Raw genomic sequence first — 13,386 nt, 5'->3', positions numbered from 1 at the left:
GTGGTTTGAAGAATGAAAACACTTTTAGAAAATATCCGAACTGTAGACGATTTGCGTAAACTATCGATACAACAATTACCAGAATTGGCCTATGAGCTTCGTGATTTTATATTGGACACACTTTCTGTGAAACCTGGACACTTGGGGGCAAGTTTGGGCGTTGTAGAACTTAGCATTGCCTTGCATTATCATTATCAAACACCGGAAGATTTGCTTATTTGGGATGTAGGCCACCAATCCTACCCGCATAAAATATTGACCGGCAGAAAAGAAAACTTCTACACTTTGCGTCAAAAACAAGGAATCGCTGGTTTTCCTGTTCGTACCGAAAGTATGTTCGACCCTTTTGGTGTTGGCCACTCTTCTACTTCTTTATCTGCTATAATTGGGATGGCAACAGCCGACAATTTGCATCATCGCAACCGAAAACACATAGCAGTTATTGGCGATGCCTCGATAGCCTCTGGGATGGCCCTAGAAGCCATGAATCATTTAGGAGATACGGATCTGGATGTTTTGATCATTCTCAACGATAATTCTATCGGGATAGATCCTTCGGTAGGAGCACTGAAAAGTCACTTCGCACAACTTGACCAACAACGCCCCAATATTTTCGAAAATCTTAATTTGCACTATTTAGGTAGTTTCGATGGTCATTCTTTCGATGATCTTTTCTATGCCTTTTCTTTGGCCGACAATACCAATGGTCCTAAAATAATTCACCTGAAAACCACCAAAGGAAAAGGTTATAAAAATGCAGAAGAAGATCAGGTAAAATGGCATTCACCTGGAAAATTCAACAAAACAACTGGTGAAATCCATAGTCATGCTGCACAAACAACTTATCAAACAGTTTTTGCAGAAACCATGCAAACACTAATGGAACACAATACAGATTTGGTTGCTATTACTCCTGCAATGCTTACGGGAAGTAATTTGATAGAACTGAAAAAAAAATTCCCACAACGCGTCTTCGATGTCGGTATTGCAGAACAGCACGCCCTTACCTTTGCAGCTGGCTTAGCAACCCAAAACTGTTTGCCCTATATGGCTATTTATTCTACTTTTTTACAAAGAGCTTACGATCAATTGATCCATGATATTGCTTTGCAAAACCTACCAGTGGTTTTGTGTATTGACAGAGCAGGTTTTGTAGGAACTGATGGAGCCACCCATCATGGTTATTTTGATTTGAGTTTTCTAAATAGTATTCCGAATACGATTGTAGCAACGGCGAGCAATGTAAAAGATTTTATCGATGTTTTGTACACCGCACAATTCACACAACAACCTTTTGCTATTCGTTTTGCCAAAGAAGAAATCAGCTATTACCAAGAAAAACGTCATCCAGAAAAACTTATTATTGGTGAGGCAAAAGTAAGAACTAAAGGGACAGAAATTGCCATTTGTGCCTGTGGAAAAATTGCCGACCGCATCCGAAAGATAATTCACCGACACCAACTAGAAACAAAAGTTACACTCATCGATTTTGTTTTTATCAAACCAATCAATGACAATATTTTTAGTGATTTAATGAACTTCCGAACGGTTCTCACATTCGAGGATGGAATCCTCAACGGTGGCATGGGTCATACAATTCTCGAGAATTTAATTGCTTTGGATTTTGACGGAAAGATAGAAAACTTCGGTTACCCGGATGCTTTCATTGAGCATGCGACAATCGATGAACTTAATGAATTAGTCGGTTTGGATGATACTAATGTAGAAAAAATAATTTTCGAAAATTTAAACTTTTAACTCCAAATCTCATCCAACCGAAAGATTTCTCGATTTCAGGCATAAGAATTGCAAAGACTTTCATGATATAAAGTTCATATGATGAGGAAAAATCTTATTTTATTTTTTGGCATTTTTGTATTGATGAGCTCTTGTACAGTAACGAGTATGCCTGCATTTTATGACAAATATAGCAAGCAAGGAACTTTGGTTTCTGTACCAGCAATTGCTGTGAAAGCTCTAGGAAAATTGAGTAACAATCAAGAATTTACCAATTACCTGAAATCTTCTAAAATTTTCGTAATGACCGAAGTTTCCGACAGAAAAATGAATCGCGTAATGCGTGACCTAAAATCTTCTGTGCAAGGGGAGCGATATCAACAACCAATTCACCTGAAAAAAGGCAGCAAAACTATCGAAGTTGCTTTACAAGAAAATCAAAACCGCGTGAAGGGAATGATTTTGGGTATAAGTGGTTTTAATACGGTTTTGGTTATTCAATCAAAAGTAGATATCCCGAAAGAAACAATCCATAATGCACTAAATGAAATCAATGATGATTTTATCGATGATTTGATGGATTTATTGGTTAACTAAAAATCCAATCCTAACAAAAAATTCTGTCTTTTTTCGACTATCTTTGTGCCATGAGTGGAAAATTATATTTTGTTCCTACTCCTGTAGGCAATTTAAAAGACATGACTTTTCGGGCTGTGGAAGTTTTGCAATCGGTGGATATTATTTTGGCCGAGGATACCCGAAATAGTGGAGTTTTATTGAAACATTATAACATTTCTACTCCTATGCGTGCCTATCATATGCACAATGAACATCGGGCAACGGAAGATATTGTCCAGCAATTACAGAGAGGTCAACAAATCGCTTTGATTACAGACGCCGGAACGCCAGGTATCTCTGACCCTGGATTTTTATTGGCAAAGGCTTGTGTAGAACACAAAATCTCTATGGAATGTTTACCTGGAGCAACAGCTTTTGTACCCGCATTGGTAGTTTCTGGTCTACCCAATAATGAATTTACTTTTGTTGGATTTTTACCGGTTAAAAAAGGCAGAAAAGCAAAACTAGAATTATTAGCCAACGAAAAAAATACCTTGGTTTTTTATGAATCTCCTCATAAAATTGGTAAAACATTACACGATTTGGCAAACTATTTCGGGAAAGAAAGAAATGCAAGCTTATCCAGAGAAATTTCTAAAAAGTTCGAAGAAACTTTGCGTGGAACTTTGGCCGAATTGATCCTAATCACCGAGCAACGCTCTCTAAAAGGTGAAATGGTATTGATTGTAGAAGGCAAAAAATAAAATCTGATTACTCATGGAAACGGATATCTTTTATATTCATTTGCCAAGTTGCTTTACCTTGCCAATAATTTTGCTCTAAAGTATAAACTGCATCAAAAGGAACGCCCAAAATAAGTTTATCTTTTGTATTACCTAATTTGAAGCCAATTGCCGTAAAAGTCATTCTTTCACTTCTTTGATGAACTAGGAAACGCAAATGTTCTCCATCTTTCCCCATTGCACGTACATCGGTAGCTACTAGATCTTTGGACAAAAAAGTAGGATTCATATTTTCGGGTCCGAAAGGCCCCATCTGGTGTAATATCTTTTTAAAAGAAGAACTGATTTCTTTTAGTTTTATTTCTTTATCAATTTCTATGGTAGGAATTCTTTGTGATTCTTGTATAGAGTTTTTCACTGTTTCCTCGAAGCTTTCTCGGAAGGCTAAAAAGTTCTCTTCTTTTAATGTTAATCCTGCAGCTGCCATATGTCCTCCAAATTTTTCGAGGAACTGAGAGTTCAAATTCAATGCTTGATACAAATCAAAACCTTTTACAGAACGTGCAGAAGCCACCAATTCGCCATCATTTCCTTTGGTAAAAACAAGAGTAGGTTTGTAGTATAAATCTACCAAACGAGAAGCTACAATCCCAATCACACCCTTGTTCCATTCTGGATCATAAACAACGGTGGTATAATTTAGACTATGATCAATTTCGCTCAATTGTTCGATTGCTCCATCGGTTATATCCGAATCTAGATCACGTCGACGTTCGTTTAGTTTTTTTATTTTATTAAGATACTTTACAGCTTCGTAATCATCACTACTCAACATTAACCTTACCGCATCGTAAGCATGTTCTATCCTACCTGCAGCATTAATTTTCGGTGCAATTGTAAAAACTAAATTCGAAATATTGAGATTTTTCTGGATATTATCAGGAATCATTTTTGCAAACCCTGGACGAGGATTTTCATTGATTCTCTTCAGACCAAAATATGCTAGAATTCTATTTTCGCCTGTTATCGGTACAATATCAGCTGCAATACTCACAGCCAACAAATCGAACAAAGGTTCTAAAGTATCGAAAGGTAATTGATTATGCATCGCAAATGCATGCATCAATTTAAAGCCAACCCCACAACCCGAAAGCTCTTTGTACGGATAGGGACAATCTTTTCTTTTGGGATCGAGAACGGCTACTGCATTCGGAATATCTTTTCCTGGTAGATGGTGATCACAAATAATATAATCGATGCCTTTTGTTTTGGCATATTCTATTTTATCCAATGCTTTAATACCACAATCTAATGCAATGATAAGACTCACATCATTATCATGAGCAAAATCGATGCTTTGAACAGAAACGCCATATCCTTCCTTATAACGATCTGGTATATAGTAACTTAAATTCGAATAATAGTTGGATAAATATTCATAAACTAAGGTTACAGCTGTTGTTCCATCAACATCATAATCACCATAAATCAAAATATTTTCTTGATTTCTGATTGCTTTCTGTAACCGATCTATAGCTACATCCATATCTTTCATCAGGAATGGATCGTGCAATTTCTCTAAAGATGGTCTGAAATACGCTTTGGCTAAATCGAAAGTATTAATTCCACGTTGCAACAAGATAACGGCCAATGCTTCTGGCACATTGATCAGTTGCTCCATGTGTAGGACATCCTCTTCCTTGGGTTGAGGTTCTAAAAGCCATCGGTTTTTCATTAGGATTTTTTATTGATAGGTAAAGATAAGGCAGGAAAAGTTTATAAAAAAAGGGAAATTCTTATTTCCCTTTTTCTACATATTTACTTATTTACTTCTTTCACATATTTTTCTAGAGCCATTGTCATGGAGGGTGTTTCTTTTGTTGGGACTTCGATATCGATTCGTAAGCCTAATTCTTTTGCCATATCTACCGTCGATTTACCAAATGCAGCAATTCGTGTGTTTTCTTGTTTAAAATCTGGAAAATTATCGAATAAAGATTTTATTCCAGAAGGGGTGAAAAACACAAGAATATCGTATTTCACATCTTCTAAATCTGATAAGTTGCTGGATACGGTTCGGAATAAAATTCCTTTTTGCCAATCTATTTTCAGATTATTTAAGGTGTTCGGAATTTCATCTTTCATCACATCTGAGCATGGCAATAAAAACTTTTCGTCTTTATGTTTTTTCAACAAAGGTACCAAATCGGCAAATGTTTTTCCTCCTGTGAAAACTTTTCGTTTTCTGTAAACGATATATTTTTGTAAATAAAAGGCAATAGCTTCTGACTCGCAAAAATATTTCATTGTATCGGGTACGGTATAACGCAAATCTTCTGCCAAACGGAAAAAATGATCAATTGCATTACGGCTTGTGAAAATTACGGCTGTAATTCGATTAAAATCAATCTTTTGATGACGGACATCTTTTGCGTCTACGCCTTCTACTTGAATAAAAGGTCTAAAATCGATCTTGATTTTGTTGTTCTTCTCCAATTCATAATAAGGAGAAGATTCGTTTTGAGGTTTTGGTTGTGAAACTAGTATTGATTTAACTCGCATAGTAAAATTAGATTACCTTACCCGTGAAAAGCAATTTTATTAGCACTAAAATGGGTAAAATTTCTAGAGTGCAAAGGTATAAAATATTATGATACCAAATCTTAGAAAAGTTGTTTTTTTGCGACACATACCGGTAAAATAACTCCCACAAACGGTTAATTACTAAAAAAATAGTTGCCGATAACATTATATATACTTTCGGGATTGAACTATAAAAAAACAGAAAGCTCAAAACCATTAAAACCAAAACATTTCTTGCATTGACATAACTCGATGAGTTGAAAAAAAATCGAAAGTCTTGTTCTTCATAAAAAGCATTGTGATAAAACAACTCTAGAATCACCTTTACGAACATGACTCCCGTTACAACACCTAAAACTATGAGAAATTTTGTAAATGAATGCTGAATGTCTTGACTAAAGTTTATATCAAAAAAATTGATTATCAATAGAGTTATCAACACAACATTAAGTACATTAATCACCATACTAAACACAAAGGTATTGTCATCGGCAAAATTCATGTATTCGTTTCGGTTACTCAACACATGAAAGTTGCTAGCAAATAAAAATTTTACGGCACAAATCATCAACAAACATCCTACTAGGACATACAAAACCCAGTCTGGTGTAGGCGCAAAACGTGCAATTGGTATTAAGTCTACTAGTTGCATAATCTTTTACAAAAATAAACAAAGAACTTAAGTATTGTTTATATTTGTTCACTCAAATTTCTAATCAATGCCCAAAAATTTGGTCATCATCCCAACTTATAACGAAAAAGAGAATATCGAATCTATATTGAAAAGTGTTTTCGTGCTGCAACCTCAGTTTGATGTTTTGGTTGTAGACGATAATTCACCAGACAAAACTGCTGATATTGTTCGTTCGTTGCAAAAACAATTTCCAGATCGATTGTTTTTAGAAGTAAGAAAAGTAAAAGACGGTTTGGGACGTGCGTATGTACATGGTTTTCAGTGGGCAATAAAAAACAATTACGATTTTATTTTCGAGATGGATGCTGACTTTTCTCACAATCCGAATGATTTGCCTATATTATTACAAACCCTTCAGACAAAAGCAGATATGGTGATTGGGTCGCGTTACTTAACCGGTGTAAATGTGGTCAATTGGCCAATGAACAGGGTTTTGTTGTCTTATTTTGCTTCGAAATATGTTCGTTTCATTACGCGTTTACCAATTCATGATAGCACAGCAGGTTTTGTTGGATATCGTTCAGAAGTGTTAAAAGATTTAGATTTGAGCAAAATTCGTTTCAAAGGATATGGATTTCAGATAGAAATGAAATACCGTACATGGGTAAAAGGTTATCGTTTGATAGAAGTACCAATTATCTTTACGAATCGTGTCTTAGGAGAGTCGAAAATAAGTTCTAATATTATGGGAGAAGCTGTTTTTGGAGTAATTGCTCTTCGGTTGAGTAAAATTTTTGGTAAGCTATGAGAAAAACCTTATCGATCGTATTATTAAGCTTCGTTTTCTTGGCATGTGAGGAGGCGAATATTCCGAAACCCAATAATTTGGTTTCTAAAAAGGAAATGACAAGTCTGATGAGCGATTTGTACCTTCACCAAACGATGATGCAAAATGCCTATGAAAATCAGGACATAAAAAGTTATGCACAAAACGCTTTGGCGGTACTCAAAAATCACAATATAACTTTAGAAGCTTTCGAAGCTAGTTACGAATATTATAATTCTAATCCTACCCTATACAAAGCTATCCTAAAAAACGCTAAAGACCAGCTTGTCAATAAATTACCAAAAGAAGAGAAGGAAAAATATTTACAGACACAGCAAGAAATCCTACAACAAGAGGAAGAAAGGAAAAGGCGAGAAAAGTTACAATTCTAATTAGTGATAAGTTGGGTGATTGTGTAGATAATCAATCCGACCAAACCCCCGACCAAAGTTCCATTGACACGAATATATTGAAGGTCTTTCCCTACCTCTAATTCTAATTTATTGCTTAATTCTCTACCTGACCAATTATCGACTGTTTTACTTATCAATAATTCTACCTCACCAACATTTCTAAGAATTAATCGGTAAATGAACAAGCGAATCCAACCATTGATTTTACGTTGTAATTCGTTATCGGTTTCTAGGGTTAAAGCTAGTTTTTCGATATTTTTACGAAGATAATTTCGCATTGTAGAATTTTCTTCTTCGAAACTTTGTGTGAGACTCTCCTTCAGAGTTTTCCATAAATCGACTGTATAATGCTTCATTCGTTCATCTGTAATAAAATCATCTCGTATTACCGAAAGTCGATATTTCCAGTCGGGTGAAGTAGAAATTTTATCAACCACCTCTCTTAAACTTTTTTCTATGTTTAGTCGAAATTCGTGCTGCTCATCTTGTTGTATTTCTTCTAAATAAGTGACCACTCCTTCAACCACTCCTTTCGAGATGCGCTTACCTACAAACATAGAAATTATCGGATGTTTTTCTTCTAATTTTTCTTTGATTATTCCATTGCTATCGTACATATAATCAATAGCTTTTGGTAAAATTGCATTAATGATTTCGGTATGTTTATTTCGGTCGAGCATATAGTTTACCGACGAAGCAACAAGCGCTTGTAAATCGAACTGTCTTAACATTTCTGCTCCTTTATCACTGAGAAAATTTACAACATCCTCGTCATTAAGGTCTCGAACAATTTTCGATGAGATATTCATCAATTCCTCTTCTAACAAATGTTGATTGTCTGGTTTTTTCAGCCAATTATTTGCCAAGCTCACAACGTCTAACTTTTCTATATAGGGACGAATATTTGTCGGAGTCAAGAAGTTTGTTTGCACGAAATTACCAAGATTGTCGCCGATAGCATTTTTACTTCTTTCGATAAGATTGGTATGAGGAATTTTTAGTCCCAAAGGATAACGAAAAAGCGCAGTTACCGCAAACCAATCTGCCAAAGCCCCTACCATTGCTGCTTCTGAGAAAGCTTTCACATATCCCATCCAAGGCTTCGGAGTTTCTTGTTCTAGAAAAACCATCCATAAATAGAGTAAGGTCATCAGTACAAAAAGTCCAGTTGCGATGGCTTTATGTTTGCGTAATTGTTTTTTTTTTTCGTCGGTTGTCATGTAAAAATAGTCAATCCAGAATCTAGAAAATCAGAAATTAAATTCTGTTTAATAATTAATTTATTTCGGGATAAACCAAAATAGGGATCTGAAGAGATTGCAATAGTTTCTTACTGTAATTTCCTTTAAAAATTCGCTCGATACTGTTCATATCTCGATGAATGAGACACAATACATCTATATTTTTTTGGGTTACAAAATCTGCAATACCTTTGTTGATATCTTTATTAACGAGTACAGTAATTTCTAGTTCATCATCCTTAAATTCTCTTTCCCAAAAATTTTTCACTAATGCTGCATCGCTATCCAAAATATTATCTTTGGCAATATGAACCAGCTCTAGTGGTCCTCCGTTTCGTTTTGCTAAAACAATTAATTTCTCTAATGTGCGACGTTCTTTTTCTAATAAACGGCTTGCAAAACCTAATCGTTTTTCGGGTTTGAAACTAATGTTTTTCGGGATAGCCAAAACCGGTACAGAACTTACATTAAAAGCATTTATCGTATTGGTGCCCAACCACTTATCATTCATTGTATTTGCACCATCTGTTCCCATTACCACATACAAATAATCATGTTTACTGAGCATTTCTTGCATATTGATAATTAAATCACCCGACTCGAAATAGCCTTGAAGATTGATTTCGAAATGTTCATTTTGATGATCTTTGATCGTTTCAAGATAGTCTAAATAATCACTGAATTTTGCTCTGTTGATTTCTTGTGTATCAAGATATACATTCGAGGTTACGTGCAGTACATCAATATCTACGTCGTATAATTTTGCTAAATTCAACGCATAAAGAAATGCATTATCTGCTGCTGCCGAAAAATCTGTAGGAAACAATATTTTTTTCATATCCTGTTTTTTTATTTTTAGTAGAATAGGTTAATCAATAAGCTGATTTGATAGTCTAAATTTAGACAATTACCTTCAGATATCAGATAGTTTACAGATTTTATTTATGTTATTTTTTTGGCAACAATTTATATCCTACCAAAAAATAGAATCAATACCCAAATCGACGAAGATCTATATCGCGTTTACGCCAGTCTTTTTTCACTTTTACATACAGTTTAAGAAAGACTTTTTTATCGAAAAACTTTTCCAATTCTTCTCGTGCTTCCTTTCCTACTCTCGATAAAGCTTCTCCTTTGCGTCCTATGATAATTCCTTTTTGCGAATCACGCTCGACATAAATATCAGCTTCTATATAAATCATGGTCATCTCTTCTTTAAATCGCTCGGTAACCACTTCTACCGCGTACGGAATTTCTTTCTCATAATGCAAAAGAATTTTCTCTCGAATCACTTCATTTACTATAAATCTCTCCGAGCGATCAGTCAACTGATCTTCTGGATAATACATTGGGCCGTTGGGTAGTAGCTCTATGATTTTATTGATCAACAAATCGATGTTGAAATTTTCTTTGGCAGAAATTGGTAAAATCTGTGCGTTGGGTAATAAAGCATGCCAATGATCTACCGCTTGATCAAGTTTTTCCTGGGAAACCAAATCTATTTTATTGAGCAAAATTAAAGTCGGCACATTGGCTTGCTGAATTTTCTCGAAAATTTCTTCATTCTTCATTCGTTTCTCACCCACTTCTACTACATAGAGCAAAACATCTGCATCGATTAAAGACTCTTTCACAGAATCCATCATAAGATTTTGCAATTCATACGCAGGATCTATAACTCCTGGCGTATCCGAAAACACTATCTGATAATTTTCTCCGGTAAGAATTCCTTTTATACGATGACGCGTCGTCTGGGCTTTGTGTGTTGCAATCACCAAACGCTCTTTCATTAGTAAATTCATTAAGGTCGATTTCCCAACATTCGGATTACCAATAATATTTACAAATCCCGACTTGAAGTTTTCATTGTTTCCCATTGCACAAAGGTACACTTTTTAGTATTTTGATAGAAGTAGGATGATAAGTTTGATGATTATTTTTCGATTTTGGATTAATCTTTGCATTTTATTACTTGATAAATAACACAATAGTTTTATATTTATCTATAAATTTTTTGAAAAAGGAAAATTATGAAAGTGGAATTAATTGCAAAGGAAGATGTACAAAACTATAAGTTTCTTACCGCCTCAAAAGAAGAAAGAAACGTGTTGCAGGAAAAATTAATCGGTGCACAAAGATTAGGAAATGAGTTCAAAGCAAAATCATATATTACGTTTCAGACCGATCAAGGTCCCAAAAAAATAGAAACCACCGTATGGTCTGTAACCGAAAAATATTTACAAATCAAAAACGGAGTTTTAATTCCGCTAAGCTCACTAATCGATATTAGCTATTAATATCAGAAAATTTATTGTATCAAGATATCCTAAGAAAAAATAGAAGCAGAAGACACTTAGTATTAGGTGTCTTTTCTTTATCTTAGACCCATGAAGCAAAAAAAAGATTTTTCTCAATTATATTTTGATAGAAAGTTGATATTCAACCAACACTCATCAAATACAGTAGAGTTGGATAGCGTACAAGTAAAAGATTTGTACACCTATGAAGATGTGAAAAACTTAAAACAAATCGGTTTTCTATCGGGTGTAGCGCCTTTTTTACGCGGACCATATACCACTATGTACGTACGACAGCCATGGACAATACGTCAATATGCAGGATTTTCTACAGCCGAAGAATCCAATGCTTTTTATAAAAGAAATTTAGCAGCTGGGCAAAAAGGTCTATCCGTTGCTTTTGATTTAGCTACACATCGCGGTTATGATTCTGACCACGAACGAGTAGTGGGTGATGTCGGGAAGGCTGGTGTGGCAATAGATTCAGTCGAAGACATGAAAATTCTTTTCGACTCTATTCCACTCGACAAAATTTCGGTTTCGATGACTATGAACGGAGCTGTATTGCCAATTCTTGCTTTTTATATCGTTGCTGCAGAAGAACAAGGTGTAGATCAGACTCAACTTTCGGGGACTATCCAAAATGATATCCTGAAAGAATTTATGGTGAGAAACACCTATATTTATCCACCTGCTGCTTCGATGAAAATTATCGCCGATATATTCGAGTATACCTCTCAACATATACCTCGTTTCAATTCAATTTCCATTTCTGGTTATCATATGCAAGAAGCAGGTGCAACGCCAGTACTTGAAATGGCTTATACCCTTGCCGACGGATACGAATATGTAAAAACAGGTATTGCAGCTGGTCTCAAAGTTGATGATTTTGCTCCACGCTTATCATTCTTTTGGGCTATTGGTATGAATTTCACGCAAGAAGTAGCAAAAATGAGAGCCGCACGAATGCTTTGGGCAAAATTGATGCAAGAATTCGAGCCAACCAACAAAAAATCATTAATGCTTCGTACACATTGCCAAACATCGGGCTGGAGTCTCACCGAGCAAGAACCATATAACAATATTGGTCGCACTGCAATTGAAGCTTTAGCCGCTGCATTAGGTGGCACACAATCACTTCACACCAACGCACTAGACGAAGCCATTGCTTTGCCGACAGATTTTTCTGCACGTATTGCCCGAAATACGCAAATCATCCTACAAGAAGAAACACAAATATGTAGAACAGCCGATCCTTTAGGAGGAAGCTTCATGATCGAGTGTCTGACCAATGAAATGGCTAATCAAGCATGGAATTATATTCAGGAGGTTAACGAGTTAGGTGGGATGACTAAAGCGATAGAAGCAGGAATACCAAAAATGAGAATTGAAGAGTCTGCAGCTAAAAAACAAATAAAAATAGATTCAGGTGAAGATGCAATTATTGGTGTTAATGCCTACCGTTCACAGTTAGAACAAGAGGAATTCGAAATTTTAGAAGTTGACAATACCAGCGTACGCCAGAAACAACTAGAGCGTTTACAACAAATTAAAAAAAATAGAAACCAAACCAAAGTTGATGAAATATTAACTAAAATTACCCAAGCAGCAAAGAATGGTAAAACAAACTTATTAGCCTTGTCTATAGAAGCAGCTAGAAGACGTGCTACTTTAGGTGAAATTTCAGATGCATTAGAAAGTGTGTTTGGGCGTCACAGAGCAGAAACAAGAGGTATACAAGGTGTTTACGCAATGGGAGCAAGCAATATGAATAGTTTTGAAGAAGCAAGAAAGTTAGCAGATAAATTTGCTGATCAAGAAGGTAGAAGACCTAGAATTATGGTCGCTAAAATGGGGCAAGATGGTCATGACCGAGGCGCAAAAGTTGTAGCAACTTCATATGCAGATATGGGATTCGATGTTGATATCGCACCACTATTCCAGACGCCAAAAGAAGTAGCTAAGCAAGCCGTAGAAAATGACGTTCATATATTAGGCATATCTTCTTTGGCTGCTGGTCACAAAACTTTAGTACCAGAAGTTATTCACGAACTATCTTTGCTTGGTCGGACAGATATATTTATTGTAGTAGGAGGCGTTATCCCAAAACAAGATTATGAATTTTTGTATGAAAAAGGTGCTCAAGCAATTTTCGGACCTGGAACTAACCTTGCTGAATCTGCTATTACTGTATTACAAAAACTACTCGATAAATAAGAAAATTAACAAGACCACGACTAGAAAATCATTGTCAACTGGCAATGATTTTTTTGTTTCGTATAGATTAAGATTTCTGTAGGATGAAGTAGAAAAGATAGTTCTTGAGTTAAAACCTACAAGCTGATGCATTGATT

At 35.5% G+C, this 13,386-nt stretch carries 13 protein-coding genes; 7 read left to right on the top strand and 6 right to left on the bottom strand.

Going from position 1 to position 13,386, the window contains the following annotated elements; translation table 11 throughout:
* Positions 1 to 12: 12 nt before the first annotated feature.
* From HMPREF2660_RS09620 to rsmI, 3 genes are all read left to right on the top strand, one after another.
* Positions 13 to 1,758: a 1-deoxy-D-xylulose-5-phosphate synthase gene (locus HMPREF2660_RS09620; RefSeq protein WP_070486957.1), complete on the top strand. Its 1,746-nt coding sequence runs from the start codon at positions 13 to 15 to the stop codon at positions 1,756 to 1,758.
* Between the two features lie 81 nt (positions 1,759 to 1,839).
* A complete protein-coding gene (locus HMPREF2660_RS09615) occupies positions 1,840 to 2,334 on the top strand; it encodes a DUF4252 domain-containing protein (RefSeq protein ID WP_168160808.1) in 495 nt (164 codons plus the stop codon).
* 50 nt (positions 2,335 to 2,384) lie between these two features.
* A complete protein-coding gene (rsmI, locus tag HMPREF2660_RS09610) occupies positions 2,385 to 3,059 on the top strand; it encodes a 16S rRNA (cytidine(1402)-2'-O)-methyltransferase (protein ID WP_013598373.1) in 675 nt (224 codons plus the stop codon).
* A 7-nt stretch (positions 3,060 to 3,066) separates the two neighbouring features.
* Here rsmI and recJ read toward each other — a convergent pair whose 3' ends face one another.
* The 3 genes from recJ to HMPREF2660_RS09595 form a co-directional block, all read right to left on the bottom strand.
* Positions 3,067 to 4,773 (bottom strand): single-stranded-DNA-specific exonuclease RecJ, encoded by a 1,707-nt coding sequence (gene recJ, locus HMPREF2660_RS09605; RefSeq protein WP_013598372.1) that lies wholly within the window; start codon positions 4,771 to 4,773, stop codon positions 3,067 to 3,069.
* An 83-nt stretch (positions 4,774 to 4,856) separates the two neighbouring features.
* Complete coding sequence (locus tag HMPREF2660_RS09600; RefSeq protein WP_013598371.1) at positions 4,857 to 5,600, bottom strand: uroporphyrinogen-III synthase; 744 nt, start codon at positions 5,598 to 5,600, stop codon at positions 4,857 to 4,859.
* Positions 5,601 to 5,607: 7 nt separating this feature from the next.
* Positions 5,608 to 6,273, bottom strand: coding sequence for a DUF4271 domain-containing protein (locus HMPREF2660_RS09595; protein WP_070486956.1), 666 nt, complete (start codon positions 6,271 to 6,273; stop codon positions 5,608 to 5,610).
* A 67-nt stretch (positions 6,274 to 6,340) separates the two neighbouring features.
* Here HMPREF2660_RS09595 and HMPREF2660_RS09590 point away from each other — a divergent pair, with 67 nt between their 5' ends.
* A complete protein-coding gene (locus HMPREF2660_RS09590) occupies positions 6,341 to 7,063 on the top strand; it encodes a polyprenol monophosphomannose synthase (RefSeq protein WP_013598369.1) in 723 nt (240 codons plus the stop codon).
* On the top strand, positions 7,060 to 7,473 hold the full coding sequence (locus HMPREF2660_RS09585) for a DUF4296 domain-containing protein (protein WP_013598368.1): 414 nt from the start codon (positions 7,060 to 7,062) through the stop codon (positions 7,471 to 7,473). The genes HMPREF2660_RS09590 and HMPREF2660_RS09585 overlap by 4 nt, the downstream gene beginning before the upstream one ends.
* Here HMPREF2660_RS09585 and HMPREF2660_RS09580 read toward each other — a convergent pair.
* The 3 genes from HMPREF2660_RS09580 to era form a co-directional block, all read right to left on the bottom strand.
* Positions 7,470 to 8,714, bottom strand: coding sequence for a DUF445 domain-containing protein (locus HMPREF2660_RS09580; protein WP_070486954.1), 1,245 nt, complete (start codon positions 8,712 to 8,714; stop codon positions 7,470 to 7,472). The genes HMPREF2660_RS09585 and HMPREF2660_RS09580 overlap by 4 nt on opposite strands.
* A gap of 55 nt (positions 8,715 to 8,769) precedes the next feature.
* The gene (locus tag HMPREF2660_RS09575; RefSeq protein WP_013598366.1) at positions 8,770 to 9,573 is read right to left on the bottom strand and encodes a universal stress protein; all 804 of its coding nucleotides are present in this window, start codon (positions 9,571 to 9,573) and stop codon (positions 8,770 to 8,772) included.
* 151 nt (positions 9,574 to 9,724) lie between these two features.
* Positions 9,725 to 10,612 carry a GTPase Era gene (gene era, locus HMPREF2660_RS09570; RefSeq protein WP_070486952.1) on the bottom strand — a complete coding sequence of 296 codons (888 nt, stop codon included), beginning with the start codon at positions 10,610 to 10,612 and terminating at the stop codon, positions 9,725 to 9,727.
* 153 nt (positions 10,613 to 10,765) lie between these two features.
* On the opposite strand from era, the gene HMPREF2660_RS09565 reads away from it, so the two are divergent.
* A complete protein-coding gene (locus HMPREF2660_RS09565) occupies positions 10,766 to 11,032 on the top strand; it encodes a hypothetical protein (protein ID WP_013598364.1) in 267 nt (88 codons plus the stop codon).
* A 90-nt stretch (positions 11,033 to 11,122) separates the two neighbouring features.
* Positions 11,123 to 13,249: a methylmalonyl-CoA mutase gene (gene scpA / locus HMPREF2660_RS09560; RefSeq protein ID WP_070486951.1), complete on the top strand. Its 2,127-nt coding sequence runs from the start codon at positions 11,123 to 11,125 to the stop codon at positions 13,247 to 13,249.
* The last annotated feature ends 137 nt before the right edge of the window (positions 13,250 to 13,386 follow it).

The organism is Weeksella sp. HMSC059D05, assembly GCF_001809725.1.
Taxonomy (GTDB): domain Bacteria; phylum Bacteroidota; class Bacteroidia; order Flavobacteriales; family Weeksellaceae; genus Weeksella; species Weeksella virosa.
The sequence above is the reverse complement of the archived record's forward strand: the minus strand, read 5'-3'. Positions and strand labels throughout refer to the sequence as shown.